General features: G+C 50.3%; 29 protein-coding genes and 1 riboswitch. Of the genes, 7 read left to right on the top strand and 22 right to left on the bottom strand.

The window, feature by feature from the left end; genetic code table 11:
• Positions 1-69: 69 nt before the first annotated feature.
• The 8 genes from OSQ85_RS01050 to OSQ85_RS01015 form a co-directional block, all read right to left on the bottom strand.
• Positions 70-300 (bottom strand): acyl carrier protein, encoded by a 231-nt coding sequence (locus tag OSQ85_RS01050; RefSeq protein WP_265820784.1) that lies wholly within the window; start codon positions 298-300, stop codon positions 70-72.
• 43 nt (positions 301-343) lie between these two features.
• Positions 344-1,087 carry a 3-oxoacyl-[acyl-carrier-protein] reductase gene (gene fabG / locus OSQ85_RS01045; RefSeq protein WP_265820783.1) on the bottom strand — a complete coding sequence of 248 codons (744 nt, stop codon included), beginning with the start codon at positions 1,085-1,087 and terminating at the stop codon, positions 344-346.
• Between the two features lie 428 nt (positions 1,088-1,515).
• The gene (gene fabD, locus OSQ85_RS01040) at positions 1,516-2,433 is read right to left on the bottom strand and encodes an ACP S-malonyltransferase (RefSeq protein WP_265820782.1); all 918 of its coding nucleotides are present in this window, start codon (positions 2,431-2,433) and stop codon (positions 1,516-1,518) included.
• 27 nt (positions 2,434-2,460) lie between these two features.
• Complete coding sequence (locus tag OSQ85_RS01035) at positions 2,461-3,432, bottom strand: beta-ketoacyl-ACP synthase III (protein ID WP_407649287.1); 972 nt, start codon at positions 3,430-3,432, stop codon at positions 2,461-2,463.
• A gap of 31 nt (positions 3,433-3,463) precedes the next feature.
• Entirely contained in the window at positions 3,464-4,546 is a 1,083-nt protein-coding gene (plsX, locus tag OSQ85_RS01030) for a phosphate acyltransferase PlsX (protein WP_265820780.1), read from the bottom strand.
• Position 4,547: 1 nt separating this feature from the next.
• Positions 4,548-4,730, bottom strand: a complete 183-nt coding sequence (gene rpmF, locus OSQ85_RS01025; RefSeq protein ID WP_265820779.1) for a 50S ribosomal protein L32 — start codon at positions 4,728-4,730, stop codon at positions 4,548-4,550.
• 49 nt (positions 4,731-4,779) lie between these two features.
• Positions 4,780-5,268, bottom strand: coding sequence for a DUF177 domain-containing protein (locus OSQ85_RS01020; protein WP_265820778.1), 489 nt, complete (start codon positions 5,266-5,268; stop codon positions 4,780-4,782).
• Positions 5,269-5,886: 618 nt separating this feature from the next.
• On the bottom strand, positions 5,887-6,723 hold the full coding sequence (locus tag OSQ85_RS01015) for a pirin family protein (RefSeq protein ID WP_265820777.1): 837 nt from the start codon (positions 6,721-6,723) through the stop codon (positions 5,887-5,889).
• A gap of 186 nt (positions 6,724-6,909) precedes the next feature.
• Between OSQ85_RS01015 and OSQ85_RS01010 the strand changes: the two genes are divergently transcribed.
• The 4 genes from OSQ85_RS01010 to lpxK are packed head-to-tail and all read left to right on the top strand — an operon-like array spanning position 6,910 to position 10,845.
• Positions 6,910-8,217, top strand: coding sequence for a UDP-glucose dehydrogenase family protein (locus OSQ85_RS01010; protein WP_265820776.1), 1,308 nt, complete (start codon positions 6,910-6,912; stop codon positions 8,215-8,217).
• Positions 8,198-9,187: a UDP-glucuronic acid decarboxylase family protein gene (locus tag OSQ85_RS01005; protein WP_265820985.1), complete on the top strand. Its 990-nt coding sequence runs from the start codon at positions 8,198-8,200 to the stop codon at positions 9,185-9,187. The genes OSQ85_RS01010 and OSQ85_RS01005 overlap by 20 nt, the downstream gene beginning before the upstream one ends.
• A complete protein-coding gene (locus OSQ85_RS01000; RefSeq protein WP_265820775.1) occupies positions 9,180-9,944 on the top strand; it encodes a glycosyltransferase family 2 protein in 765 nt (254 codons plus the stop codon). The genes OSQ85_RS01005 and OSQ85_RS01000 overlap by 8 nt, the downstream gene beginning before the upstream one ends.
• Positions 9,934-10,845, top strand: a complete 912-nt coding sequence (gene lpxK / locus OSQ85_RS00995) for a tetraacyldisaccharide 4'-kinase (RefSeq protein ID WP_265820774.1) — start codon at positions 9,934-9,936, stop codon at positions 10,843-10,845. Before OSQ85_RS01000 ends, lpxK begins: the two co-directional genes overlap by 11 nt.
• On the opposite strand, the gene OSQ85_RS00990 is transcribed toward lpxK, so the two are convergent.
• Together OSQ85_RS00990 and OSQ85_RS00985 are read right to left on the bottom strand one after the other, a co-directional pair.
• Positions 10,842-11,117 (bottom strand): type II toxin-antitoxin system RelE/ParE family toxin, encoded by a 276-nt coding sequence (locus tag OSQ85_RS00990; protein ID WP_265820772.1) that lies wholly within the window; start codon positions 11,115-11,117, stop codon positions 10,842-10,844. The genes lpxK and OSQ85_RS00990 overlap by 4 nt on opposite strands.
• Positions 11,114-11,341 carry a TA system antitoxin ParD family protein gene (locus OSQ85_RS00985; protein WP_265820770.1) on the bottom strand — a complete coding sequence of 76 codons (228 nt, stop codon included), beginning with the start codon at positions 11,339-11,341 and terminating at the stop codon, positions 11,114-11,116. The genes OSQ85_RS00990 and OSQ85_RS00985 overlap by 4 nt, the downstream gene beginning before the upstream one ends.
• A gap of 174 nt (positions 11,342-11,515) precedes the next feature.
• Here OSQ85_RS00985 and sugE point away from each other — a divergent pair, with 174 nt between their 5' ends.
• Complete coding sequence (sugE, locus tag OSQ85_RS00980) at positions 11,516-11,830, top strand: quaternary ammonium compound efflux SMR transporter SugE (RefSeq protein ID WP_265820768.1); 315 nt, start codon at positions 11,516-11,518, stop codon at positions 11,828-11,830.
• Here sugE and OSQ85_RS00975 read toward each other — a convergent pair.
• The 4 genes from OSQ85_RS00975 to OSQ85_RS00960 are packed head-to-tail and all read right to left on the bottom strand — an operon-like array spanning position 11,827 to position 16,752.
• A complete protein-coding gene (locus tag OSQ85_RS00975; protein ID WP_265820767.1) occupies positions 11,827-13,620 on the bottom strand; it encodes a chloride channel protein in 1,794 nt (597 codons plus the stop codon). The genes sugE and OSQ85_RS00975 overlap by 4 nt on opposite strands.
• A gap of 12 nt (positions 13,621-13,632) precedes the next feature.
• On the bottom strand, positions 13,633-14,346 hold the full coding sequence (locus tag OSQ85_RS00970) for a class I SAM-dependent methyltransferase (RefSeq protein WP_265820766.1): 714 nt from the start codon (positions 14,344-14,346) through the stop codon (positions 13,633-13,635).
• Positions 14,347-15,462: a homoserine O-acetyltransferase MetX gene (gene metX, locus OSQ85_RS00965; RefSeq protein WP_265820765.1), complete on the bottom strand. Its 1,116-nt coding sequence runs from the start codon at positions 15,460-15,462 to the stop codon at positions 14,347-14,349.
• Positions 15,463-15,465: 3 nt separating this feature from the next.
• Positions 15,466-16,752, bottom strand: coding sequence for an O-acetylhomoserine aminocarboxypropyltransferase/cysteine synthase family protein (locus OSQ85_RS00960; RefSeq protein ID WP_265820764.1), 1,287 nt, complete (start codon positions 16,750-16,752; stop codon positions 15,466-15,468).
• A gap of 68 nt (positions 16,753-16,820) precedes the next feature.
• Positions 16,821-16,922: riboswitch (SAM riboswitch) on the bottom strand.
• A 117-nt stretch (positions 16,923-17,039) separates the two neighbouring features.
• Here OSQ85_RS00960 and OSQ85_RS00955 point away from each other — a divergent pair.
• Complete coding sequence (locus OSQ85_RS00955; protein ID WP_265820763.1) at positions 17,040-17,636, top strand: hypothetical protein; 597 nt, start codon at positions 17,040-17,042, stop codon at positions 17,634-17,636.
• A 381-nt stretch (positions 17,637-18,017) separates the two neighbouring features.
• Here OSQ85_RS00955 and OSQ85_RS00950 read toward each other — a convergent pair whose 3' ends face one another.
• From OSQ85_RS00950 to OSQ85_RS00915, 8 genes are all read right to left on the bottom strand, one after another.
• Positions 18,018-18,467, bottom strand: coding sequence for a universal stress protein (locus tag OSQ85_RS00950; RefSeq protein WP_265820762.1), 450 nt, complete (start codon positions 18,465-18,467; stop codon positions 18,018-18,020).
• Positions 18,468-18,544: 77 nt separating this feature from the next.
• Positions 18,545-18,907, bottom strand: a complete 363-nt coding sequence (locus OSQ85_RS00945) for a response regulator transcription factor (RefSeq protein WP_265820760.1) — start codon at positions 18,905-18,907, stop codon at positions 18,545-18,547.
• Positions 18,904-19,743, bottom strand: coding sequence for a TatD family hydrolase (locus OSQ85_RS00940; RefSeq protein ID WP_265820759.1), 840 nt, complete (start codon positions 19,741-19,743; stop codon positions 18,904-18,906). Before OSQ85_RS00940 ends, OSQ85_RS00945 begins: the two co-directional genes overlap by 4 nt.
• A gap of 205 nt (positions 19,744-19,948) precedes the next feature.
• The gene (gene metG, locus OSQ85_RS00935; protein ID WP_265820758.1) at positions 19,949-21,892 is read right to left on the bottom strand and encodes a methionine--tRNA ligase; all 1,944 of its coding nucleotides are present in this window, start codon (positions 21,890-21,892) and stop codon (positions 19,949-19,951) included.
• Positions 21,889-22,611 carry a PSP1 domain-containing protein gene (locus OSQ85_RS00930; protein WP_265820757.1) on the bottom strand — a complete coding sequence of 241 codons (723 nt, stop codon included), beginning with the start codon at positions 22,609-22,611 and terminating at the stop codon, positions 21,889-21,891. Before OSQ85_RS00930 ends, metG begins: the two co-directional genes overlap by 4 nt.
• Positions 22,598-23,473 (bottom strand): DNA polymerase III subunit delta', encoded by an 876-nt coding sequence (locus tag OSQ85_RS00925; protein ID WP_265820756.1) that lies wholly within the window; start codon positions 23,471-23,473, stop codon positions 22,598-22,600. The genes OSQ85_RS00930 and OSQ85_RS00925 overlap by 14 nt, the downstream gene beginning before the upstream one ends.
• On the bottom strand, positions 23,470-24,075 hold the full coding sequence (gene tmk / locus OSQ85_RS00920; RefSeq protein WP_265820984.1) for a dTMP kinase: 606 nt from the start codon (positions 24,073-24,075) through the stop codon (positions 23,470-23,472). Before tmk ends, OSQ85_RS00925 begins: the two co-directional genes overlap by 4 nt.
• A gap of 10 nt (positions 24,076-24,085) precedes the next feature.
• A complete protein-coding gene (locus OSQ85_RS00915; RefSeq protein ID WP_265820755.1) occupies positions 24,086-25,018 on the bottom strand; it encodes an MOSC domain-containing protein in 933 nt (310 codons plus the stop codon).
• Between the two features lie 172 nt (positions 25,019-25,190).
• On the opposite strand from OSQ85_RS00915, the gene cysK reads away from it, so the two are divergent.
• The gene (cysK, locus tag OSQ85_RS00910; protein ID WP_265820754.1) at positions 25,191-26,129 is read left to right on the top strand and encodes a cysteine synthase A; all 939 of its coding nucleotides are present in this window, start codon (positions 25,191-25,193) and stop codon (positions 26,127-26,129) included.
• The last annotated feature ends 6 nt before the right edge of the window (positions 26,130-26,135 follow it).

The following is a 26,135-nucleotide window of genomic DNA, read 5'->3' as shown; positions in this document are numbered from 1 at the left end:
TTGTTTTTGTGGTGTGTGGAAACACTGCCCGCAGTTGTGGTTCTGCGGGAAGTGCGTATTCTTTCTTAATTACTGAGCAGATTCGATGTAGCTGATGGCATCGCCGACAGTTTTGATTTTCTCAGCTTCCTCATCGGGAATTTCAAGGTCGAATTCTTCTTCAAAAGCCATGATGAGCTCTACTGTGTCGAGAGAGTCTGCATCGAGGTCATCGATGAAGGAAGCTTCGGGTTTTACGTCTGCTTCGTCAACGTTAAGCTGTTTAACGATGATGTCTTTTACTTTTGCTGCGATATCCATTCAAAATCCTCCTGGAGTTTCTTTCTTTTTTTTACGGCGGTGTTTATATGTACATTCCGCCGTTAACATGAATGGTCTGTCCTGTTATGTAGTCCGAGCCGGAACCTGCGAGGAACAATGCCGTATCCGCCACATCCTTCCCTGAGCCGAAAGCGGCCAGAGGGATCATGGAGATCATCTTCTGCTGAATCTCTTCGCTGAGTCCGTCGGTCATATCAGTTGTTATAAATCCGGGCGCTATTGCGTTCACCCTTATTCCTCTGGAGGCAAATTCCAGAGCGGCGGTTTTGGTAAGGCCTATAAGCCCCGCCTTGCTCGCCACATAGTTCGCCTGACCGGCGTTGCCCATAAAGCCCACTATGCTTGACACGTTTATTATCTTGCCGTAGCGCTTTTTCATCATGCCTTTTACTGCAAAACGTGTGCAGAGGAAAGCACTTTTAAGGTTAACGTCCATAACTGTCTGCCAGTCTTCGGTTTTCATTCTCATAAGAAGGCCGTCTTTCGTTATGCCCGCATTATTCACAAGCACATCAACTGTGGAGCCTGTTACTTCCTCCACCTTGTCAAACATCGCCTTGACTTCTTCCTCATCCGCAACATTCGCCTTAACGGCAAAAGCGCGGCCGCCCGCATCAAGTATCGCCTTCACGACTTCTTCCGCCTTTGCGGGGCTGGATGAGTAGTTGACAGCAACATATGCACCCTGAGCGGCAAATGCAATAGCTATGTCTCTGCCTATGCCTCTGGATGCTCCTGTTATAAGCGCAATTTTATCTTTAAGCATACTGTTGACTCCCTGACTCTATTCGGAAACGGTACATACTGTTCTAAGATACAGTTTTTTGGGAAGAGTTTGAAAAACACTTTATTTTCGTTAAAAAAGGTTTTTCATAACAATACCTTAGTGCAAAAGTTTATAGCCTGTTCTTTGTTTAGTTCTTTCTGGGAAAACTTTTTGAAAAAAGCTTTTCCCCGCCCCTTTCAAAAACTTTTACCTGCTTCGCAAAGTGTAAACGGGTTGCATGGTCTATATTCCGTCCTCAGCTTGGCTATATCGGAAACTGTACATACTGTTCTAAGATACAGTTTTTTGGGAAGAGTTTGAGAAACACTTTTTTTTTCGTTAAAAAAGGGTTTCTCTTAACAATACCCTAGTGCAAAAGTTTATAGCCTGTTCCGCACGGCGCAACCCCTTCCATGGGGTTGTTTGGTTTATATTCCGTCCTCGTCTCCGAGGGTTCCGATGTTTCTGACTTCAATTTCTTTATTGATCTTCTTCACAAGGCCGGTGAGGACTTTGCCTGCGCCGACTTCTATTATAGCACTAACTCCGGCTGATTCCATGTTTTCAACGGATTTTGTCCAGAGAACGGGGCTTGCCACCTGCTTAACCAGCGAGTTGTACACTGTTTCCGCGTCAGTTTCAATCTCTGCGTTGACGTTGTTGAAAACAGGGGTGCGGAGGTCGTTTATTTTAATGTTTTTGAGATACTCTGCCATCTTATCCGCAGCGGGTTTCATAAGGCTGCAATGGAACGGCGCGCTCACGGGGAGGAGAACCGCCCTTTTTGCTCCGGCTTCTTTTATCTTTTCGCAGAACAGGTTAACCGCATCAACGTTTCCGGCGACTACAGTCTGTCCGGGGCAGTTGAAGTTTGCAGGTTCCACAACGGAACCGGGTGTGCTGCAGGTCTTACAGACATCAGCTATCACTGCATCGTCAGCACCCATAACGGCTGCCATTGCCCCTGTTCCCACAGGAACGGCCTCCTGCATGAACTTGCCTCTGTTGTGCACGGCGAGTACCGCATCCTCAAAGCTAATGCCGCCTGCTGCCACAAGAGCTGAGTATTCGCCGAGGGAATGCCCTGCGAAGAAGTCAGCCTTTATTTTATTCTTAACCGCTTCCCATATGCCGATGCTCATGGTGAGCAGGGCGGGCTGGGTGTTGGAGGTCAGTTTGAGTTCCTCTTCCGGTCCGTTGAACATAATGGAAGTTAGGCTGTAGCCGAGCACTTCGTCAGCTTTGTCAAAAATTCTGCGGACTTCTTCGTATCTGTCGTAAAAGTCTTTCCCCATTCCGGCAAACTGAGAGCCCTGACCGGGGAAAACCACTGCGGTTTTTGCCATGTTTTTTACCGTCCGTATTTTCGTTAATTAGAAAGTGAAAACCATGCTGCCCCAAGTGAGACCGCCGCCGAAAGCAGCGCAGGCAATGTTCATGCCTCTTTTGAGAGTGCCGTTTCTCACGACTCCGTCAAATGCGGTGGGGATGGTTGCGGCAGAGGTGTTGCCGTATTTATCAAGGTTGATGACAACTTTTTCGGGCGGAAGTTTCAGCCTTTTTGCCGTGGCATCAATAATGCGCAGGTTTGCCTGATGGGGGATAAGGAAGTCTATGTCCTCATAGGTGAGCCCGCTTGAGAGAACCGCCGCATCCGCTGCGTCTGACATGGCGCGCACGGCGATCTTGAATATTTCGTTTCCGCTCATATGGAGCAGGTGATCTTCTATGTTTCGTTCTTTTCTTTCTGCTAAAAATGTTGAGCCAAGGGAGTTCAGCGTGAGCAGATCTCCGAAGCTTCCGTCAGCGTATGCGTGTATGCTGCGTATTCCGGGGGTGCTGTCAGCGCCTATGACTGCTGCGCCCGCTCCGTCGCCGAAGAGGATGCATGTGCTTCTGTCTGACCAATCAAGCCCTGCGGTGAGCCTTTCCGCACCTATAACAAGGAGCTTTTTGGCTGCGCCTGAGCGTATGAGCCCGTTGGCTATGTTGACTGCGTATATGAAGCCTGAGCATGCGGCTGTGAGGTCGAATGCGAAACATCCTCTGATGCCCAGCATTTTCTGGACATTGCACGCGGTGGAGGGCATTGTGGTGTCCGGCGTGAGCGAGGCGACTATTATGCCGTCGATCTCTTCCGCTTTTACACCCGCCATATCCAGAGCATTCACCGCAGCGCCGTATGCCATTTCCCCGCAGGTCATGGTTTTGGCTATTCTGCGTTCTTTGATTCCGGTACGGCTGGTTATCCACTCATCGGAAGTTTCTAAGAATTTTTCAAAATCATGGTTGGTCATAACATCCGGCGGGAAACAGGAGCCGGTTCCCAGAAATCTTGAATATATATTCATCTATACCACCGCAGGCAGGCTGATTTTACTCAGCCTGCGGGTTTTTTTTCTTGAATTTACCGATGATATTATCCAAAAAAGACACATCTTTGTCAACTTCTAAAACCCCGATTGAAGCTGCGAGCTTTTCCTGAATCACCTTGTTGAGGTCGTGTTCGGCGAGCTCTTTTGCCACTCTTATGCCATTTTTCACCGCATTTGCATTTGAGCTTCCGTGCCCGATTATGCATACGCCCTCAACGCCGAGCAGGGGTGCTCCGCCGTATTCGGTATAGTCCGCTCTTTCCTTCACTCTCATAAGGGCTTTTCTCGCCATGAGTGCTCCCGCTTTTGCCCAGAAGGAGCTTGTTATCTCCTCCTTAAGCATTTTGGAGATGTACCATCCGGCAGATTCGGCAACCTTAAGAGCCACGTTTCCGGAGAAACCGTCACAGACAACCACATCGGTGGTTCCCCTGAAAAGGTCTTTTCCTTCCACATTGCCGTAAAAGTTTATTGCGTTTCCTACGGAGCGCAGGAGGGTATGGACGGATTTGGTTGTTTCATTCCCTTTAACATCTTCCTCGCCTATGCTGAGGAGGCCGATGGAGGGTCTGGAGAGTCCGAGGACTATCTGGGCGTAGACACTGCCCATTATTGCGAACTGGAAATAATTCAGCGGCTTGCAGTCAACATTTGCGCCGACATCAAGCATGACCGTGTGCCCCTTTATGTTGGGGAGAACAGCGCCGATGGCGGGTCTGTCTATACCGGGCAGAGTGCGCAGAACCATGATGGCCACAGCCATAACCGCACCAGTATTGCCAGCGCTGAAAAACGCGTCTGCGTTTCCGCTTTTAACATGCTTAAGACCTGTGTGTATGGATGAGTTTCTTTTCCCGCGCACAATCATGGAGGGGGAATCATCCATGGCTACAATGTCTTCCGCATGATCGATTTCGATTTTAGAGGAGGGGAACCTGCCGCATGAGTCGAGCTCTTTTTTGATAAGCTCTTCCCTGCCCACAAGGAGTATGTCTGCTCCGTATTCGTTGCAGGCGGCAACGGCTCCTTTTACTATCTCCTCCGGGGCGTGGTCGCCGCCCATGGCATCAACCACAATCCTCATGTCAGATTTCAGCCGTCTTGATTACCTGCACTTTTTTGTAGTATCCGCAGGAAGGGCAAACTCTGTGAGGAAGCTTAAGCTCACCGCAGTTTTCGCATTTTCCGAAGGAATGCGCCGTTGCGTGGTGGTGGCTTCTTCTGTGACCTTTTTTGCGACGTGTGGTCTTCTTCTTGGGTACACCCATTACAGTACTCCTTAATATTTTGCGCTCTCACCGCGGTTGCGGGGAGGCGTCAGTTGTTTTTAAGTTTATTAAGAGCGTCCCAGCGGGGATCGCGTTCTTTCTCTGTTTCTTCTTCTTCGTCTTTTATCAGTTCGCTGCCGCAGGGCTCAGCGCATGTTACTTTCATCGGGAGCAGCAGCAGAGCTTCCGCCTCGGTGATTTCATCAGTATCAAGCTCGTCACCGTCTATGAGGTAGGCTGAAACATCGTCATCCCCCAGCTCAATTTCATCGGGGAGGCTTTCCTCAGCGGTTTTTACTATCCTGACACCCACTTCACCCGCAAGCTCAAGGGTTATTTCCCGGAGGCATCTGTCGCAGGGCATGCTGACGCTGGCGTTTATTTTACCGTCAAGGTAAAATTCGGTTTTGTTATCCCCGATCGGGAATATGCGTCCGCTGAAAATAACGGATTGGAACTTTCCGCCTTCAAAGGCAAAGCTCCTCTCTTCCTTTATCTCCAAACCTGTGCTTTCGATGTCTTCCAGTATAATTTTCAATGCCTTAAACCTTTGTGCAAACTGCGCGTATCAGGGCTTTTGCCCTTGATTTTTAACCGTTTTTTAACATCTGTCAACAGGGCAGACTTCAAGCGGTCAAAATGAGGGAAAATCTTATATAGATTAAAATGGAAAGTCAAGATCAATCCGTCTTGCCGCAGAAAAGGGAACGTCTGTTTTGCCATAGCTCGCAGAAACCTGCGTCCTGCAGTTTCTTCTCACTCGCAGCCTGCGCAGTAAAACTGCTTGCTGCTCTGGTTACGCTTGCGTTCCTCGCATTCGCTCCGGTACGCACTCCACGGGCACATCCCTGTGCCTGAGTGCCTGAATCACGCACGGCGCAACTCCGTCCCTGGAGTCGAATACGTCATTGCGAACCCTGAAAGGGTGAAGCAATCTCTGTTTTGCCGCAGAAAAGGGAACGTCCTGTCCCTTTTCTGTACACGCTCGCGCCTTGCAGGGCAAGGCTTCGCTTCGCACGGCGCAACTCCATCCCTGGAGTTGTATACATCATTGCGAACTCCGCAGAGAAAGACTGCCACGTCGCTCCGCTCCTCGCAGTGACACAGCAGAGCGTCATTCTGAGATCCTTCATTACGCTGCTTTGGGAATTGATGCCTAGCGGTTCTTGATAAACGTGCCTCTGTCAAGCTCGTCAAAGGCGAGTTTAAGTTCCTCATCCGTGTTCATAACAATGGGGCCGCCCCATGCAATGGGTTCATTAAGCGGCTGGCCGTGAACAAGAATGAACCTTGCGCCTTTTTCAGAATATGCCCTGAATGTATCCCCTTCGGTGAAGAGAACCGCCTGTTTTGCGGCCGAAGGAGCCGAGTCCGCGAAGCTGCATTCTCCCTGCATGATATATACGAAGAGGTTTTCATCCGCAGGAGTGGTGTAAGTCCATGTATGTCCGGGTTTTGCGGTTACGTCAAGGAAGGTTACGGGGAGGTGCTCACCTTTCATTCCTCCGTGATTTCCTTTATATTCCCCTGCGACTATGGCCACCGCAGCCGAGTCATCCTCTACCTTAGCCACCAGATCCGGCGTGATGTCACGGTATGCGGGCTCGGTCATTTTCTTCCTGGCGGCGAGGTTCACCCATAGCTGCAGACCAAGCATCCGCGGGGAGGGCTGCGGCATTTCCTGATGAAGTATGCCGCTTCCGGCGGTCATCCACTGACACGCGCCGGAGGTGATCACCCCTTTGTTTCCCAGACTGTCCTGATGCTCGATCTCCCCTTCTATAAGATAAGTCACCGTCTCAATCCCTCTGTGGGGGTGCATGGGGAAGCCTTTGATGTAGTCCTCCGGATTTGTGGAATCGAAAGCGTCCAGAAGGAGGAAGGGGTCGAACTTCTCCGCGTTTCTTCTGCTCAGCACACGGTTGAGGTGCACTCCCGCCCCATCCACGGAGGCTCTGCCTGTCACTGTTTCTCTTATTGTGCGTAGTTTCATGGCTATCTCCTTCGGGTATAATATAAATATCAGAAGTGTGACCGCAAGGGCTTATACAGCCTCTCTTCCTCCCTGATTCTAGCAGATTATTCTTACTTTTTTATAAATTGACACTTATCCCGCCTGCGGGTAAAGTCCGGTTATTCGGTTTCGGAAAATACATTTTAACATTAAAGGTGATAAAATATGAAGCTTACTGTAATCGGCGCTGGCTATGTGGGCCTTGTGACTGCTGCGTGTCTTGCTGACACCGGCAACGAAGTAATGTGCGTTGAAAAGGTTTCCTCAAAGCTTGCAACCCTTAAAAACGGGGAATCGCCCATTTATGAGCCGGGACTTACGGAAGTTCTTAAGAAAAATATAGCCTCCGGTAATATACGCTTTACAGACAGTATAGAAGAGGGCGCAAAGTTCGCCGAAGCTGTTTTTCTCTGTGTGGGAACTCCGCAGAGTGATACTGGCAAGGCAGACCTCTCTCAGGTTGAGGAGGCAGCAAGGCAGATCGCAGAGGTTGCGGACGGCTACAAGCTGATCATCGAGAAATCCACAGTTCCAGTCAACACCCACAGAAGGGTGAAGATGACACTGAAAAGATATGCAAACCCGAATGTGACTTTTGATGTGGCATCAAACCCCGAATTTCTCCGCGAAGGCTCGGCGCTTTACGATTTCACCAATCCGGACAGGATAGTTGCCGGAGTTGAGAGCGAAAGGGCGGAAGCTATATTCAGAGAGCTTTACAAGCCTTTCACGGACAAGGGTTTCCCCCTGCTGATAACTACCCCCGCGGCGGCGGAGCTTATAAAGCATGCTTCAAACTCATTCCTTGCCCTTAAAATATCATATATAAATATGGTTGCGGATCTCTGCGAAAAAGTCGGCGCGGATATTGAGCTTGTGGCTGAGGGGATGGGGTATGACAAGCGCATAGGCAGGGCTTTCCTGAACGCAGGGCTCGGCTACGGCGGAAGCTGCTTCCCCAAAGACATCAAGGCTTTTATCAACATGGCGGACGAAAACGGTGTGGACTTTTCTCTCCTTGAAGAGGCTGATTTCATAAACGCTGCCAGAAGAACAAAATATCTCGCTATGGTGGAAGACCTCCTCTGGATAACAAAAGACAAGGAAATCTGCATATGGGGACTTGCCTTCAAACCCAATACGGACGATATAAGGGAAGCGCCCGCCATCGACATAGTGCGTGAGCTCGTCTCTCAGGGGGCGAAACTCCGTCTCTGCGATCCGAAGGCTGTTGAGAACTTCTCAAGACTTTTTCCCGAAGACGGGCAGATAAAATATTATGAAGATAAGTATGCTGCGGCAGACGGTGCGGACGCTGTTCTCCTCGTAACAGAGTGGAAGGAGTTTGTTGAGGCTGATGCGGCTGAGCTGAAAAAAATAATGAAGCTGCCGCTTGTCATAGACGGCAGAAATGCTTTTGATCCGAAAAAGATGAAGGAACAAGGGGTGGAATATTACAGCATCGGCAGGTAGACGGAAAACAGTCCTTATAACAGGTGCGGCCGGGTTCATAGGCAGCCATCTCTGCGACCGCTTTCTGGCGGAGGGGTGGAAGGTTATCGGCATGGATAACCTGATAACGGGCTCCATGGACAACATCGCCCACCATCTGGGGGACGATTCATTCCGGTTTATCAAATACAACGTAACAAACTATATTCATATTGAGGGCAGGGTTGATCTGGTGCTGCATTTTGCATGTCCGGCCAGCCCTGTGGATTATCTCAATTTCCCTATCCAGACCCTTAAGGTGGATTCCGTGGGAACGATGCACACCCTTGGCCTTGCCAAGGAGAAGGGGGCGAGATACGTTTTCGCCTCAACCTCAGAAGTGTACGGAGATCCGGAGGTTCACCCTCAGCCTGAAACTTACTGGGGCAATGTGAACTCCGTGGGCGTGCGCTCTGTCTATGATGAGGCGAAAAGGTTTTCCGAAGCCATGACAATGGCATACCACAGAACCCACGGCGTTGATGTGCGCATAGTGCGTATATTCAACACCTACGGTCCCAGAATGAGGCTGAATGACGGCAGGATAATACCGAACTTTGCATATCAGGCATTGCAGGGTGAGCCTGTAACCGTTTACGGTGACGGCAGCCAGACCCGCAGCTTCTGTTATATATCGGATCTGGTTGAGGGCATATACAGGACAGCAGCGCAGGAAGGGCTTGACGGTGAGATAATAAATCTCGGCAACACTGACGAATATGCCGTTGAGGACTTTGCACGGCTTATAATAGGCTTTCTCGGTTCAAAATCCGAAGTTGTTCACAAGGAGCTTCCTCAGGACGATCCGAAGAGAAGATGCCCGGACATCACAAAGGCGGAAAGAGTTCTCGGCTGGCGGCCGGTGGTGAGCATCTACGAAGGTCTCAGGCAGACAATAGAGTTTTTCAGGCATACAATAAACAAAAACGGGGGAACAAAGGAGAATGGCTAAGCTTTCTCTTTCCGTCTGCTTCATTTCTTTCAACGAAGAAGCAAACATGGAAAGAACGCTGAAAAGCGTTGCAGATATAGCATCAGAGATAATAGTGGTGGATTCGCACTCTACTGACAAAACTGTTGAGATAGCGGAAAAATTCGGCGCAAAGGTTTACAGAGAAGACTGGAAAGGCTTCGAGAAGCAGAAAAACTCCGCTCTGGAAAAATGCACACAGCCGTGGATACTTTCCCTTGACTGTGACGAGGTTCCGGACGATGCGCTCCGCCATTCCATAGTCGGTGCTGTGCTCAGCGGGGCTTTCAGCGGCTATATCCTGAGCAGGCGCACGTTTTATGCGGGAAAATTTCTCCGCTTTTCATGGCAGCCCGACCGCAAACTCCGCCTTGTAAAGGCTTCCGCACAGCCTGAATGGCGCGGCGGGGATATTCACGAATATCTTCATATCGAAGGCGAAACGGGCCGACTCGAAGGCGAATTACAGCATTTCTCATATAAAGATATAGAAGACCACATGCACAGGCTGATTAAATATGCCCGCCTTTCCGCCGGGGCATACAGGAAGAAAGGGCGGAAGATGTCTTTCTTTAAGCTCATTTTCAGCCCGCTTGGGGCATTCCTGAAAAAATATATACTCCGTCTGGGTTTTCTGGACGGGTTCCGGGGATTTCTCGCCGCATTCAGCAGCCTTCTTTATGTATTTCTCAAATATGTTTTCCTCTGGGAACTGGAGATGAAAGACCGTGATTCCTAAAGTTATCTCTGTCGGGAATATATCCCTCGGCGGCACAGGCAAAACCCCTTTCACAATCAGGCTCACTAACTATTTCCTCGCTCAGGGGAAAAAGGTCTGCGTACTTTCCAGAGGGTATAAGGGGAAGATAGGGCTTGAAACCAATGTAATCTCCGACGGGGAGAATATACTCATAAAACCGCCGCTGGCTGCGGATGAGCCGTATATGATAGCGGAAAACTGCAAAGGGGCGATCGTCATCACCGGAAAAGAGAGGGCAGACAGCGCCGCTTACGCTATGGAGCATTTCAGGCCGGATCTGTTTATACTGGACGATGGCTTTCAGCATAAAAGGATGCACAGGGATCTTGACATTCTCCTGCTGGATCACAGAAAGCCGATTTCAACAGGACTCCCTTTCCCTTTCGGCTATCTGCGGGAGTTTCCGAAAGGAATACGCCGGGCGGACATCATAGTTTTTACCAGAGCCGATAATACCGAAGTGCCGAGCAATGTTGTGCCGCTGGTGAAGGACAAGCCTGTTTTTTTCAGCCATATAGAGTTCAGGGGTATAAGAACAGCGGACGGATCGCTCCTCTCTGCTGACGACATGGCGGGGAGAAAGTGCCTCGGCTTTTCGGGCATAGCAGGCGGCGGCAGATTTTTTGCCTTTCTCTATGAAAACGGCGTAAACATCGTAAAAAACAGACAGTTCCCCGACCATATGCACTACTGCTGCGGAACTCTGGACAAGCTGGAGAATATAGCGGAGCATTATAAGCTGGATATGATAATAACCACCCAGAAGGACTTTGTAAAAATACCCGAAGACCGCAGACATAAATATGCCTATGCCGAGATTGATATAGCGCTCAATGACGAGGCGGGATTTTTCGGAGAGATAGCGAAAAAAATAGGCTAAAGGCTGTTTTTCAGGTCTCTGTAGAAGTTTTCGTGCGGGGCAATGAAAATAAGCCTCAGGGTTTTGTCATTAAATTCGTAGGCTATAAGATAAAGCTGGTTTGTCAGTCTGCATTTGTAAACATAAATTCCTGCCAGATCCCCCTTTTTCTGCTCACCGGAATCAGGCGATGAGGCAAGCTTCCTCACCTCTTCATCCAGCGCAGTTATTTGCTTTTTATCCAGTTTCTTTTTCTGCCTCGCGAAGGCAGGGGACTGAACTACCTGCCTCAAGCTCCTTCTCCGAAGATATACGGCTCACAGCCCGACTGCTCCGCCTCTTCTCTGGCAAGCATTATTGCCTTGATCATGGAAAAGGGCATATCCGGATTCTGCTCAGCGGCTTTCCCCATTTTTGCCCAGAACTCTATCTGCGCGGATAAAGATCTGTTCTCTGCTTTAGCGTGTATTTTTGCACTCTTTATTATTTCATCACTTATTTTGACAGCCTGAGACATACTGCACCTCTGGAGTAAATATAGACGCTGTGCGACTTAATGCAACTAAAAGTTGCTCTGGTTACGCTTGACTTTGGTGCATAAAAACCTGATCTTAAAATCTGTCGATGTGAGGACGGCCTCACCTCTCGGTTACATCAGGGGACGGCCCCGCTTTTTTAAATGAGGTTTAAAATGGCGTGGACTGCTCTTTTCATCGCAGGACTTTTTGAAATCATCTGGGCTCTGGGGCTCAAATACAGTCAGGGCTTCTCAAAACCGCTTCCGTCAGTTATCACAATAGCCGCAATGTTCGTAAGCTTTTACCTTCTCTCATATTCAATGAAGACTCTCCCCATGGGCACAGCTTACGCTGTCTGGACGGGAATAGGAGCAACGGGCATTTTCATCTGCGGGGTGATTTTTCTCAGTGAGCCGCTCACCCTTGTCAGAGGTTTGTCTGTTCTGCTTATCGCAGCGGGGATAGCGGGATTGAAGATAGCGGGTTAGAAGTCCGCCTCCTGCTCGTTCTCGGATTTGCGTTTGCGGAGCACCTTGTTGTATGTGGATATGATGTCCCTTCTTGTGATGATGCCGATGAGGATATTGTCCTTGTCTGTGTCAACCACGGGGAGAAGCTCAATATTCTTGAAGCCTATCATCTCTATGGCATCCGCCAGATTATGGGAGGGCTTGATCACCGGTATGTCCTTCTCGCAGACCTCTCCGGCAACTACAATGCTCTCCAGCCCTTCCTCAAACACGAACTCCCGTATCTCCTCAAAAAGGAGAACGCCAACCAGTTCGCCGTTTTCCTTCACAACGGGGAAGTTGTTATGCTTGGTTGCGGAAATGAAGTGGACTATGTCGCTGAACTTCATATCCTCTCTGAGGACGATGGGGTCAGGGCGCATAATGTCTTTCACTCTGATGTCCTGAAGCACCTGAAGGAAAAACTCGCCCTTGTGTATGGGTGAATCGCTGCGGAATTCGACCTGATTGCGGTACATGGTGGTTTTGCGGAGAAGAAGGAAAGCAAGTGTGCTCACCCACATTGAGGGTACAAGCAGGTGGTAGTTCCCCGTCATCTCACTTACCATGATAATGGTGGAGAGGGGCGCGCTTGCTATCCCTGCGAAAAAGCCGGCCATGCCCACAACAACGTAAGCGCCCGGCTCAGGGGCAATCACCGGAACGGTCATGTTAAGCGCCAGACCTATGAAGCCGCCGACAGAAGCGCCTATAACCATTGAGGGTCCAAATATGCCTGCACTGCCGCCGCTGCCTATGCTGAAAGATGTGGTGAGTATTTTAGCGAATATAAGCACAAACAGAAACAGAATGCTTAAATGAACATTCATAGCAAGTTCGATATTGGCGTAGCCGCCGCCGATCGCCTCCGGCAGCCAGAAGCCTATTATTCCGGTAAGCAGACCGCCGATTGCTGGTTTGAAGTAAGGGGAGATCTTCATTTTTTTGAAAGCAGCCGTTATCCGGTAAAAGGTGTTGACATACAGCCAGCCGAAAAAAGCGCAGGCAAAACCGAGAATGGTGTATCCGGCGAGTTCCAGAGGGCTGTCAAACCGGAAGCCCTGAGTGGCAAACAGCGGGTCCCACCCGAAGAATGAGCAGAAAACCGAGTAAGCTATGATTGATGTTATGGTTGAGGGCAGGAGAATCTCAAACTCCATGTCAGAGCTGCTGTAGAGAACTTCTGCTGCGAAAATAGCACCGGCGAGCGGTGAGCGGAATATTGCACCCACACCCGCACCCATCCCTGCGGCGGTGAGGATTCGTTTCTCTCTGTCCGTAAGGTTCAGCACCCGTCCGAGGAATGAGCCGAAGCCCGCACCTATCTGCGCTATGGGGCCTTCACGTCCGCCGGAACCGCCTGTGCCTATGGTTATGGAACTTGCTATTGTTTTTATGAGAGGAACATTCCATCTGATGTAGCCGTTTTTATGGTGAATAGCCTTTATTGCTGCATCTGTTCCGTGCCCTTCTGCCTCCGGTGCGAACCTGTAGACGAGAAAACCGCTGATCAGTCCGCCCAGAGCGGGGAGAAAGAGGACTATCCATCTGTTGAAGGGGGTTGATGCGTGGCCGAAGAATGCCGGTTCTCCCGCTGTTTCCTCCACTCTCATACCGCCGAGGTAGTCGAGGAAAATATAGGAGCAGCCCTGAAGCATCAGAAAGAAGATAATTGCGCCTAAGCCCGCCACTATACCCACAAGCGAGCCCAGTATAAACCATCTGCCTATTACAGGCAGGTTGAATTCCTTGAGCCTGAATTTAAACACTGACCTTCCTTATCACACGGAGCGGAAAACGAAAAACCCTTTCTTATCCGTGTATGCGGAGATTTTGCCGTAGGTTTTCTCAACCTCCAGCTCTTTCTGTATATCATCCGGCAGTTCTTTAAAGGCGTTTTCTATGCGCTCAACCGCCTCCGGCCCTTCTGCGAGCCTTCCAGCCCATTCGGGGAAGTCATGCTTTTTGAAAATACAGGTGTAGTCTATCAGGCGGAAGTCGTTCCGGGCAAAGCCCAGTATCTCATCCAGCCTGTAGCTGCGCACATGTGTGCTGTCTCTTATGTATTCTATTACATTGAGGTAGGAATCCTCAACATCCACAATATTGTCGATTATGATCATCCAGCCCAGCGGACGAAGAATGCGCTTCGCCTCACGGAAGAACAGTTCGGGGCTTTTGAAGTGGTGCATGGCTATGCGGCAGGTCACAATGTCGAAGGTGTTGTCCGCGTAGGGGAGGTTTTCCGCAACAGCGCACACGGGAAGATTAAGGCCGAACTTATCCTTAGCTGTTTTCAGCATGGGCATGCTGGGGTCAAGGGTATAACGCCTCTTAGCCGGAACAGCCGCCGCGCAGTGCCCTGCGCCTGTGGCCACATCCAGCAGGCATTCAAACTCTTTGTTTTTGAAGTTTTTTCTTATGAGGTCAAGGTCGTCACCCTTGATGTGATCGGAGCTTATGTAGTAGTTGAACGCCGCTTCGTTGAATCCCATTTACAGCCCTCTGTCAGCGAAAAATTCCCTTATCAGCCTGTCCAGCTCTTCAAACTCAAGGAGGAAGGCATCATGTCCGTAGTTGGATTGTATGTTATACCAGAAGGCCTTTTTGCCCTGATGTTTCATTATATCATAAATTTCCTCTGTAAGATACGGGGGGAAAAGGAAATCCGATGAAACAGATACCAGAAGGGTGTCCGCTCTGATGAGTTCCACCGCATCCGCCAGTGAGCCCCGCCCGTATGAGAGGTCGAAAATATCCATTGCTTTCAGCACATAAAGGTAAGTGTTGGCATCGAAAAATTCGGTAAACTTATACCCGTTGTAGCGGAGGTAGTTTTCCACCTCGAAGAAGCCGTTAAAGTCGTAAAAACCTTCAAATGCCGAATATCTGCGTCCGAATTTATCGTTAAACGCCGGATCGGAAAGGTATGTTATGTGCCCCGCCATGCGTGCTATTGCCAGCCCGTCCACCGGGAACTCCCCTTCGTAGTAGTCCCCTTTGTTCCATCTGGGATCTTTGGTGATGGAGAAACGGGCAATGCTGTTGAAGGCTATCGCCATGGGGGTTATGGCGTGGGTGGTGGCAATGGGGATCAGGGTTTTCATCATGTCCGGAAAAGTCGCTCCCCATTCCAGAACCTGCATGCCGCCCATTGAGCCTCCGGCAACAGCCACGAGCTGCTCAATGCCTAAGTGGTCTATGAGCCTTTTTTGCAGCTTCACCATATCTTTCACTGACGCCACGGGAAAGCTGATGCCGTATCTCTTGCCCGTGGAAGGGTCTATGGAGGAGGGGCCTGTGGTTCCGAAGCAGCTTCCGAGGAAGTTGGAGCATATGACAAAGTATTTTTCCGTATCAAAGGTTTTACCGGGCCCGATCATCGAATCCCACCAGCCGGGCTTCTGCTCATCCGCCCTGTGAAAGCCCGCTGCATGGGCGCTTCCTGTCAGGGCGTGGCAGATAAGGATAGCGTTGGACTTATCAATGTTAAGCTTGCCGTATGTCTCGTAACAGCAGGTGACTGATGAAAGCACCCTGCCGCTTTCAAAGGAGAAGTCATCCCTGAATGTGACATACTGCGGTTTTACTATGCCAGCGGAGTTTTCCATATATTATGCCTTCTTAGCTTTCGCAAATGCCTGTTCTATATCGGCTATTATGTCGTCTATGTGCTCTATGCCCACAGAGAGGCGGATAAGCCCGTCCGTTATGCCCGCTTTTGCCTTCTGTTCCGCATTAAGCTGGCGGTGAGTGGTGCTTGCGGGGTGTGTGACCAGAGTTCTCGTATCGCCCAGATTGGTGAGGTGGGTGGCAAGCTCCACGCCTTCTATAAAGGCTCTGCCTGCTTTCTGTCCGCCCTTGATGCCGAAGCTGAGCATTGCTCCTGTTCCTTTGGGCATGTATTTCCGGGCTCTTTCGCAGTTCGGGTTTCCTTCAAGCTCTGGGAAGTTCACCCAGTCCACCATGTCGCTTTTCTGTAAATAAGCGGCGAGTTTCCGGGCATTTTCCACATGCCTTTCCATACGCACATGCAGAGTCTCAAGCCCCTGAAGAAGGAGAAAGGCGTTCATGGGGCTCATGCAGCCGCCTATGTCACGCATAGTCTGTACGCGCATCTTGACCGCAAGTGCCATATTGCCGAAGCGCTCAGAATACACCATGCCGTGGTAGCTGGGATCCGGAGTGGTGAATGAGGGGAAGCGCCCGCTCTTTGCCCAGTCGAACGTGCCGAGGTCAACGGCTATGCCTCCCATTGAGTTTCCGTGCCCGCCGAGGAACTTGGTAACGGAGTGGATCACCACATCCGCGCCGAACTCCTTAGGACGGCAGAGAAAAGGGGTGGGGTACGTATTGTCTATAACGAGGGGCAGACCGTTTTCATGGGCTATTGCGGCTATCGCCTCAAAGTCTGCAATGTCGTTTCCGGGGTTAGCCACAGTCTCAAGGTAAACCGCCTTTGTTTTATCATTTATCAGAGCTTTGATCTCATCGGGGTTATTCTGGTCAAAAGGGCGGAAGGTAATCCCCATTTTTTTGAAAGTGTGGAAAAACAGATTGTTTGTTCCGCCGTAAAGTCTGTTGGTGGTGATTATTTCGTCTCCGGCTTCTGCTATGGTGGAGAAAACCATGAACTCGGCAAACTGGCCGGATGATGCGGCAACGGCTCCTGTTCCGCCCTCAAGCATGGCAATCCTGTTTTCCAGCACCTCGACAGTGGGGTTGTTCAGGCGGGTGTATATGTAGCCTGCCTCTTCAAGGTCAAACAGTTTTGCAGCATGATCCGCATCACGGAACTTGTATGCGGTTGTCTGGTATATGGGAACGGCTCTGGCTCCCGTAACCGGGTCGGGTGTCTGTCCGCCGTGGACTGCTATGGTTTCGATGCGGTGCTTGCTCATAGGTTGCCTCCTGAAACAAAAAAAGCCTCTATCCCTGAGGGAAAGAGGCGTTAGAGTAGTCTTAACGGTTCTTATCTCCCCCATCGTGCAGGGCAGGAATTAGCACCTTTCCTCAAAGGGCGGTTGCTGTGGTTTCAACGGGCCTGTCCCTCCACCACTCTTGATAAGTATAAAGTTTGCAATATTACATCCGTTTTTATTGTGAAGTCAATGGAATGTTTTGCTTGGTCGGCTGTCTTTTGTCTGGTAGTTTAAAAAAATACAGCATTAAGAGCGGAGGGATGATTTTGAACGGTATGATCAGAGCAGTGGTTATAGCAGCAGCGGTTGTGCTCGCTGTATTCGGAGGAACTGCGGCATTCAAATATTACAAAAAGTCGGCGAAGGCGGAAAAAGGCGTGACCGATGTTGTTCTGGAGCAGAACTGGGTAAAGCGGGAAGTGGGTAGAACCGGTGTGAAGATACTGGCTCCGGACAATATGCGGGATCTCTCCTTTGCTGCCGTAATAGCTGATAATGCCACATCTCAGGATGTGCGGCAGTTTTCTCTGGGAAGTTTCGGGTTTACCGTGCTTGCGGTTGAGACAGAAAACGAAATCAGCGGTGAGGCTTTTTCAGCGGATCTGGTGAATAAAATAAAAGGCTCAGGCGCCGCATCCTCTTTTGAGTATGAGATAAAGCCGGAGAGAGTCGGGGGCAGTTCCGGCTGGCGGCTTTCAGGCACTGCCAATGCCGGAGGGCAGAAGATCAGGGTTGAGGCACTGAGTTTTTCCGCGGGGAAACTCCTGCGGCACATAGCGGTGAGCTTTGACGGGAATGATGACAAGCTTGAGAAGCTGACGGCAAGGATAATGGATTCGGCAGAGATAGAGCAGAGGCACTAGGTATTATTATACAGAGAGATTCTTCGGCCTTGGCCTCAGAATGACGCACAGCGTTCAGCTACGGCCGCGTCATTCTGAGCATCAGCGAAGAATCTCCTTATATTGAGAGTTCTCCCTACTTCGCCGTGCGGAGCGAAGGCAGGTTTATCCTGCCGCGAGCGTGCCTTACAATCTGACAGGATGTTCTGATTGTAAGGCTGATTAACCTTCTTACTTCGCAGGTCTTACGGTAAATACCGGGCAGGGCGCTTTACGGACGACTTTTTCAGCCGCAGTTCCATGGATGGAACTGCGCCGTGCGGAGCGAAGGCAGGTTTATCCTGCTGCGAGCGTGCCTTACAATCTGGCAGGATGTTCTGATTGTAAGGCTGATTAATCTCCCTACTTCGCAGGCCTTACTGTAAATACCGGGCAGGGTGCTTTACGGACGACTTTTTCAGCAGTCGACCCGAAAAGAACATGGTCAAGCCCTGTTCTGCCGTGTGTGCCGATCACTATCATATCCGCGGCTGTATCTTTTGCGTGTTTGGTTATTTCTATGAACGGCGTGCCTTTGATCAGCTTAGTGGTGTAGTTGACACCTTTAAGCGAGGGCTGGCTCTGTATGAAGTCATCAAGCTGCTTTGCCGAGCCTGTTTCTATGTCGGTTGAGAGGGACTGCATAGTCACCTGCGGCAGGTAGAAGGAGACCACCTGAGTTTCGTCAAACATAACATGCAGTATTTCAAGCTCCGCTCCGAACTGTCTGGCGAGTTCAGCGGCATATTCAAGGGCAACTTTTGAAGGCTCGGAAAAATCCGTGGGGTAAAGTATTTTTTTAATCTTTATCATCACTGTCCTCCGTATATGTAATAAATTATTATGATAAATCTATTATATACCTTAGCGGACAGTTAAGAAAGGCTAAATCAGCCGGGAATTACTCTTTTGATAACATCCATCAGCTCACCGAACTGGAAAGGCTTGTAGATGACATCCAGCGCACCAAGCTGATAGGCAGAGAGCATGTTCTGCATGTTTTCATTACCCGTTATCACCAGTACAGGGACGCTGCTTCCGTTGTTTCTAAGTTTGTGCAGAAACTGGAGACCGTCCGTTGCGGGCATCATCAGATCCGTCACCACAAGGTCAAACTCCTGCTCATGGAGCTTATCAAGGGCGAAGCGCCCGTTTTCCACAGTATCAACCTCGTAGTTTTGTTCACTGAGGAGGGATGCGAGGCCTTCGCGCTCGTACCTGTTGTCCTCCACAATCAAAATTCTCTTTTTCATAACCTGTCCCCGAACAGTGACTGAAAGTTGTTTTCCAGAAGCTCAGCCGTTTCCCTGAGGCTCATACCAAGCTCAGCGGCTACTGTTTCCGCTGTGTAGGCCGTGTATGCGGGCTCGTTTGTTCTGCCTCTGTAGGGAGCGGGTGTGAGATAAGGGGCATCAGTCTCGATCAGCAGCCTGTTCCTCGGCACAAACTGGAGAGTTCTGCGCAGTTCTTCCGATTTGGGGTATGTGACCACCCCGGCGTAAGAAATATAAAACCCGTTATCCAGCGCATACCGCAGGAGATCAGTATCTCCGCTGAAACAGTGGATTATGCCGCTCTTTTCCCTGACGGGCAGTTCCGCCTTCAGTATCTCGATTAGGCGGGCGGTTGAGTCTCTGTTGTGTATAATAACGGGCATGCCCGTATCTTCCGCAAGTCCGAGGAGTGAGGCGAAGCATTTTTCCTGTGTTTCCCTCGGTGAGTGGTCGTAGTAAAAGTCCAGCCCTATTTCGCCCAGTGCTATGACCTTCGGTGCTTTTAAGAGTTCCCTCAGGCTGTCTATGCCGTCAGTGGGAAAGCCGCTTGTGTCATGGGGGTGTACACCGACAGAGGCATACACGTTTTCATATTCCGCCGCAAACTGAACTGCCCGGCCGCTGTCTTCGACATCAATGCCGATGGTGACAATACGTCCGATTTTATGCTCCGCCGCCCTTGCCAGCACAGCCTCCGCATCATCGGAGAGGGGCTGCATGTGTATATGAGCATGGGAGTCCGTAAAAAAGCTGTCAAGTCCGGCTAATTTATCCAGAAATGCCCTGTGTTCGGGCGTATCTTTTTTGGGAATCATTCTTAATCTGTTCCTGTGTTTTTATTAAAATGCATATCGGCCCCGTAAAGATCAAGGCCGAAGAACAGATTATTTTATTTATATGCTTGTGTCAATATTATTGATAGACAATATCATTCCTGCGGCTGCCCACCCACATCTGCCGCCGGGAACTGCCGCAGCGGCTTCTGCTTTCGGGATGTAAGCCTTCAGGGGCTCCGGTCTGCTATTTAATCGGAGTGCCCGCAGTTATGCCGTCAGGGAGAATCAGCACATGGTGATGTTCGCCGTCAAAAGCCGCCAGAACCATCCCTTCGGATGTGATTCCCATGAGCTTTGCGGGTTTGAGGTTTGCCACCACAGCAACTGTTTTGCCCTTGAGATCTTCCGGTGCGTAGCTTTTGGCTATGCCCGCAACTATGGTTCTCTCGCTGTTTTCACCGAGGGAGACTTTCAGTCTGAGGAGCTTTTCGCTTTTCTCAACCCTTTCAGCGTCAAGGATTTTACCTGCTTTGAGAGCAACTTTCTGAAAATCAGCGAACTCAATGGCGACTGATATGGCCTCAGGTTTTGCCGCTTCCTCTTTTTTAGCTTCGGGAGTGCGGGTTTTCTGTATGTTTTCCAGCATCTCTTTTTCGTCTATTCTGGGGAAAAGCTGCACAGCTTTGTCCAGGAGTGCGCCGGGTTTTAGCCCGCCTCTTTTCTTAAGCTCTTCAATCGGTGCGGGAGTTATTTCAGGCTCAAGCCCAAGCTGGGTGCGCATGCTCCCTGCCGTTTCGGGCATAAAGGGGGAGATGAGCGTGGCTATGAGCCTTGCACCGTCGAGGATTTTATAGAGAACGGAACCGAGCCTGTCCTTGTGCGCCTCGTCTTTGGCAAGAGCCCAAGGGGCGGTGTCGTCAATGTATTTGTTGAAGGCGCTCACCAGTTCCCAGAGGCTTATGAGAGCCTTGTTGAACGCGAGCCCTTCCAGATGCTTCTCAACATCGGCAAAAACTGCGTCAATCTTTGCGTCCATTGCCTCGTCCAGCGGATCGCCGGTTTTGTATTCCGGCAGAACCCCGCCGAAGTAGCGGGTAAGCATGCCGAGGGTACGGTTAAGCAGATTGCCCAGATCGTTTGCCAGATCGCCGTTTATGCGGTGGATAAGTGCTTTGAAGGAGAAGTCTCCGTCCAGCCCGAAGGGAACCTCACGGAGGAGGAAATACCTGATGGCATCCACTCCGAAGGTGTCCGCCAGCCAGTAGGGGTCAATGGCGTTGCCGAGGGATTTGGACATCTTCTGCCCCTCAACAGTCCACCAGCCGTGGGCGAAAACGCTTTTCGGCAGGGGAAGCCCTGCGCTCATGAGCATCGTAGGCCAGTATACGGTGTGAAAGCGGAGAATATCCTTGCCCACAACATGGTATGTGGCAGGCCAGAATTTTCTGAAATTTTCACCGTCGTCCTTGTAGCCGAGGGCGGTTATATAGTTGGTGAGGGCATCGATCCACACATAGATGACATGTGCGGGGTCATTCGGCACGGGTATGCCCCATTTGAATGACATGCGGCTCACTGAGAGATCCTTAAGCCCCTCCCTGATGAATGAGATAATCTCATTGCGTCTGGATTCGGGTTTTATGAAGTCGGGGTTGTCCTGAATATGTTTCAGGAGTGCGTCCCCGTATTTGCTCATACGGAAGAAGTAGCTGGGCTCCTTAAGCTTCTCTGTGGTTCTGCCGCAGGAGGGGCAGCAGTTTCCGTCCAGAAGCTGGGTCTCTGTCCAGTAGGTCTCGCAGGGGGTGCAGTACCAGCCTTCGTAGTGGCCGAGGTAGATGTCGCCGTTTTCCTGCATTGTTTTAAAGAGCTTCTGTACTGAGTCTTTATGTATCTGATCCGTTGTGCGGATAAAGTCGTCATTGGAGATATTGAGCTTTTCCCAGAGTCCGGCAAAGCGCTGAACCACGCCGTCGGCGAGCTCCTTGGGAGTTATGCCTCTCTTCTCTGCGGCCTGCTCTATCTTCTGGCCGTGTTCGTCAGTTCCGGTGAGGAAGAAGACCTCATGTCCTGTGAGGCGCTTGAAGCGGGAAACAGCATCACACGCAACCGTTGTATATGCGTGGCCGATGTGGGGCACGTCATTTACATAGTAAATCGGTGTTGTGATATAAAAAGGCTGTTTGGTCATATGTTTCCTCCTTCGTCTTCCGCCCTGCCCAGAGTGAACTCAACTTTTGCCGTGTTGCCGTTTTCGTCTATGATGCCGGAGTAGGACTCCTTTTCATAGAGCAGGCAGCACATCAGCCTTCCGCATACCCCGGATATTTTTGTGGGGTTGAGGATAAGGTTCTGGTCTTTTGCCATTTTTATGGAGATGTTGTCGAATTTTCTTAAAAAAGTGGAGCAGCAGAACTCCTTTCCGCAGAGTCCGAAACCGCCGAGCATCTTGGTTGCGTCCCTGACGCCCACCTGACGCATTTCGATACGGGTGCGGAAAACACGGGCAAGATCACGCACAAGGGCGCGGAAATCCACACGGCCGTCTGAGGTGAAGAAGAAGGTGAGTTTGCTTCTGTCCAGAGTGTACTCCGCCTTAAGCAGCTTCATGTCAAGGCTGTGCTTTACCACAAGCTCCTTGCACTCGGCAAATGCGGCGGGCTCCTCCTCTATGTTTTTGGCACGTCTTGCGTAGTCTTCCTCTGTTGCTTTGCGGATAACCTTCTTCATCTCGTCCATGTTTTTAATGACCATAGGACGGGGGGACAGGATAACCGCGGCGATGTCCTCGCCTTTTTCAGTTTCCACTACAACGTGTTCGCCATGCTTGGTTTCTATCCCGCAGGATAAAAAGTCATATATTTTTCCGGCGGGCTTAAACGCCACTCCGGTAACTTCAATCTCTTTCAATTAGAACCTCTGTTATTTTCGTGAACAGGTCAAACCTGAAAATGTCAAGATTAACATTATAGTTAAGCCTCTGCAAAATATCCAGCAAATAGTTTGAAAACTCAAGCAGAACGGGATCTCCCGTACTTCTGTATTTTTCCAGAATGAAGCCGTAAAGAACGGATGAGAAAATTCTTATATCATCTTTTTCTTTCAGACTTTCCAGACGTTTGTACAGTTTTTCACCGCTGAGATCCTCAAAAAGCATCCATTTTTCGGAGGCGTTGTTGTCCAGAAAATAAAGAGCCTGCGCCACTGAGCCCGCTGCAAGCTTCACAGCGGCATCGTAATTCGAAACATCGGGGCGCAGCTTCCTGATTATGCTCACCACCTCCTCATCACTGAGGCGGGAGAATTCTATGTGAATGCACCTTGAGCGTATTGTGGGCAGAAGGCGGTCATATTTGTCGGTAATGAGGAAAAACACAGTGTTCTCCCCCGGTTCCTCAAGGGTCTTGAGGAAGGCGTTGGAGGCTTCGGTGCGCATGTTATGGGCATTGTCTATTATAAAAATCTTGTGGTTTGCCGAATGGGGGCTCATGAATGCGGTTTCCGCTATTCTGCGTACTTTCTCAATGGGGATGGAGTCATCTTCGAATATGTGGAGATCAGGATGGTTCAGTGCGTCAACCTGCGCTGAGTGTCGGGATGCGGATTCCTCAAACAGGCCGCATCCGCAGAAGAGCGAACGGGCAATCTCACGGGCGAGGAGCTTTTTGCCGCAGCTCTCCTTCCCGCTGAAAATATATGCATGTACAAGCTTTTCCGATTTCAGGGCCTTGGAGAATATCTCCCTTTCCCTTTCATGGCCTATGTATCTCATTTTATGCTGCTGAGTACGCGGGAGAATACTTCTTCTACAGTTCCCAGACCTTCCACCACACGGACATAGCCGTTTTTCTCTGCGAAGGTGAGAAAGCCGTTGCGCACATTGCGGAAAAATTCATATGGAAGCTGCTCGAACTTGCCTTCGGATTCCTCTTTGCCGTCTTCAATAAGGCGCGCCTTTGCCCTTGTTATGCATGCTATGGGCTCGTTATCGATTATAACCGCCGCATCGGGCACAACCTTGAGGGCTATGCGCTCCAGAGAGGTGTACACGCTTTCCGGTATGCCTCTCCCGAAGACCTGATAGGCGAAGGTGGAAGCGGTGAAGCGGTCGCTTATCACCACCATTCCCTCGTTTAACGCGGGGATAACCTTCTTGGTGAGGTGCTCCAGCCTGTCCACAAAGAAGAGCATCATCTCCGATTCGGGCTCAAGCTCGTATTTGCTGGAAAGAAGTCTGGCTCTCAGTTCGGCTCCGATTTCGGTTCCGCCCGGTTCACGGGTGAGGAGCACCTTGCGTCCCAAAGCCCCGAAGTGCTCGGCAAGCTTAATGCAGTGGGTGCTCTTTCCGCAGCCGTCTATTCCGTCCAGCGCTATGTAAAGTCCGTTATTTTGCTGCGCAGTCAGCAGGATCCCCCTGAAGTTTTTTTATGGCGTGGGGGAGAGCCTTTATCACGACCTCAAGATTCTCAAGGGCTCCTTTAGGGCTTCCCGGCACATTTAATATTATACTCCCGTTTCTGGTTCCGCAAACTGCTCTTGATAAAAGAGCGTGGGGAGTCTTTCTGAAACTTTCCATGCGCATGGCTTCCTCGAAGCCGGGCAGACGCTTCTCTATCATCTCCAGAGTGGCATCGGGCGCTATGTCACGGGGGGAGAGCCCGGTGGAGCCGTTGGTTATCACAAGGTCAAACCCCTGAATATCTACGAGATATTTTATTATGTTCTTAAGCTGGTCAACCTCATCGGGGATAAGCTCAAGCCTTGTGAAGGAGGGGTTGAGTTCCTTCTTCACCATTTCTATGATGGCGGGGCCTGTCTCATCCGTGCGCTCGCCTTTGCTCCCCTTATCGCTGAGGGTCACAACGGCAACGGTGATGTTCTCCTTCGGGAGTTTTTCCGCAGCGTCGCCGAGGGTTACTGTTCCGTTCCCTTTTACGATGCCGAATATCCCTTCACGGGGCATAACGCAGTCGCCTGCGGCGTGGTAAATGGCGCATCTGTTATGGCAGAGCTTGCCGAGCTGGGAGATAACGAACTCGACATTATTTATGCGGAGCCTTTCGCCCACTTTCATGCTCACAAGATCAACGCCGATCGTGGTGATGTTCTCCGCGAAGTCGCCGCCTTTGACCTTGAGGCCTTTTGCCACCATTTTATCAATACTTTCCTGAGCAAGGAAGCTGACCTGTCTGTGCCATTTGCCCGCATGGGCATCGGTTGTTATGCCGAAATCGTTTTTCATCTCAACGGAGTTTACGGGTGTTTTCTGTACCCCTTTCTTCTCGCTGATGTTTATTGAATGAACTTTACCTGACAATTTGGACCTCCGGTTCAAATAAAGAATGTGTGTGCCGCCTCTGCTGACGGTCGTTTGTTTTCACAGTATTCATCCGGAAGGAAAATTAAAGTAAAAACTTTTATTTTTCCGAATTTACATGCAAAATAAATAATTCAGTTCCTAATGTCAATGAACCTTGAAGGAGTCACCGATGAGAGTGTTCGAAAACAACCCCGCTTCCATAGGCGGTACGCCGCTTGTGAAGCTTAACAAAATATGCGCGGCGGATAATACTTTTCTGGTCAAGATAGAAGGGCGCAACCCCGCGTACTCTGTAAAATGCAGGATAGGCGCTGCTCTCCTCTGGGATGCTCTGGAAAAGGGGACGCTTAAAAAAGGGATGACGGTAATAGAACCCACCAGCGGCAACACAGGGATCGGCCTTGCCTACGCCGGAGCCGCGATGGGGATAAAAGTTGCCCTGATCATGCCCGACAACATGAGCGCGGAACGAAGAATGCTGATGAACGCCTTCGGGGCGGAGTGCATACTCACTGACGGTAATCTCGGCATGAAAGGCGCAGTGGACAAGGCTGTGGAACTGGCGCAGAAAGAGCCGGACAGATATTACCTTCCCCAGCAGTTTGAAAACCCCGCAAACCCCGCAGTCCACCGCAGGACAACAGGCGTTGAGATATGGAACGATACTGACGGTCAGGTGGATGTGATTGTATCAGGCATAGGCACAGGCGGGACAATCACAGGCATTGCCCAGTATCTCAAGCTGGATAAAAAGAAGGATGTACTCGCTGTGGGTGTTGAGCCTGAGGGCAGCCCGGTTATCAGTCAGTTTATGGCGGGCAGACCGATGGTTCCCGGACCCCACAAGATTCAGGGGATCGGAGCAGGCTTTATACCGAAAACTCTGGATGTGAGCCTTATTGATAAAATGGTTACTGTGCCGGATGATGCCGCATATGACTGGACAAAAAGACTCGCCGCGGAAGAGGGCGTTCTCGCCGGAATCTCCTCCGGCGCAGCGGTTTGGGCAGCGGACACCGCAGCCAGGGAACTCGGTCTCCATGGAAAAACAATTGTGATAATCCTGCCCGATTCAGGGGAAAGGTATTTGTCTGCGAATATATTCTAGGTGAAC

The organism is Geovibrio ferrireducens, assembly GCF_026226615.1.
GTDB classification, from domain to species: Bacteria; Chrysiogenota; Deferribacteres; order Deferribacterales; family Geovibrionaceae; genus Geovibrio; species Geovibrio ferrireducens.
This window is presented reverse-complemented; position numbering and strand designations above follow the sequence as displayed.

Excerpts from the sequence above, each read along its gene's own strand:
- OSQ85_RS00970 (WP_265820766.1), bottom strand. The coding sequence starts at position 14,346 with ATGGGATTCAACGAAGCGGCGTTCAACTACTACATAAGCTCCGATCAC.
- OSQ85_RS01000 (WP_265820775.1), top strand. The coding sequence starts at position 9,180 with ATGGCTAAGCTTTCTCTTTCCGTCTGCTTCATTTCTTTCAACGAAGAA.
- OSQ85_RS00945 (WP_265820760.1), bottom strand. The coding sequence starts at position 18,907 with ATGAAAAAGAGAATTTTGATTGTGGAGGACAACAGGTACGAGCGCGAA.
- OSQ85_RS00940 (WP_265820759.1), bottom strand. The coding sequence starts at position 19,743 with ATGATTCCCAAAAAAGATACGCCCGAACACAGGGCATTTCTGGATAAA.
- metX (WP_265820765.1), bottom strand. The coding sequence starts at position 15,462 with ATGGAAAACTCCGCTGGCATAGTAAAACCGCAGTATGTCACATTCAGG.
- cysK (WP_265820754.1), top strand. The coding sequence starts at position 25,191 with ATGAGAGTGTTCGAAAACAACCCCGCTTCCATAGGCGGTACGCCGCTT.
- fabG (WP_265820783.1), bottom strand. The coding sequence starts at position 1,087 with ATGCTTAAAGATAAAATTGCGCTTATAACAGGAGCATCCAGAGGCATA.
- OSQ85_RS00950 (WP_265820762.1), bottom strand. The coding sequence starts at position 18,467 with ATGATAAAGATTAAAAAAATACTTTACCCCACGGATTTTTCCGAGCCT.
- OSQ85_RS00985 (WP_265820770.1), bottom strand. The coding sequence starts at position 11,341 with ATGTCTCAGGCTGTCAAAATAAGTGATGAAATAATAAAGAGTGCAAAA.
- sugE (WP_265820768.1), top strand. The coding sequence starts at position 11,516 with ATGGCGTGGACTGCTCTTTTCATCGCAGGACTTTTTGAAATCATCTGG.
- rpmF (WP_265820779.1), bottom strand. The coding sequence starts at position 4,730 with ATGGGTGTACCCAAGAAGAAGACCACACGTCGCAAAAAAGGTCACAGA.
- OSQ85_RS00960 (WP_265820764.1), bottom strand. The coding sequence starts at position 16,752 with ATGAGCAAGCACCGCATCGAAACCATAGCAGTCCACGGCGGACAGACA.
- OSQ85_RS00925 (WP_265820756.1), bottom strand. The coding sequence starts at position 23,473 with ATGAGATACATAGGCCATGAAAGGGAAAGGGAGATATTCTCCAAGGCC.
- fabD (WP_265820782.1), bottom strand. The coding sequence starts at position 2,433 with ATGGCAAAAACCGCAGTGGTTTTCCCCGGTCAGGGCTCTCAGTTTGCC.
- OSQ85_RS01015 (WP_265820777.1), bottom strand. The coding sequence starts at position 6,723 with ATGAAACTACGCACAATAAGAGAAACAGTGACAGGCAGAGCCTCCGTG.
- OSQ85_RS01010 (WP_265820776.1), top strand. The coding sequence starts at position 6,910 with ATGAAGCTTACTGTAATCGGCGCTGGCTATGTGGGCCTTGTGACTGCT.
- metG (WP_265820758.1), bottom strand. The coding sequence starts at position 21,892 with ATGACCAAACAGCCTTTTTATATCACAACACCGATTTACTATGTAAAT.
- plsX (WP_265820780.1), bottom strand. The coding sequence starts at position 4,546 with ATGAGGATTGTGGTTGATGCCATGGGCGGCGACCACGCCCCGGAGGAG.
- OSQ85_RS01050 (WP_265820784.1), bottom strand. The coding sequence starts at position 300 with ATGGATATCGCAGCAAAAGTAAAAGACATCATCGTTAAACAGCTTAAC.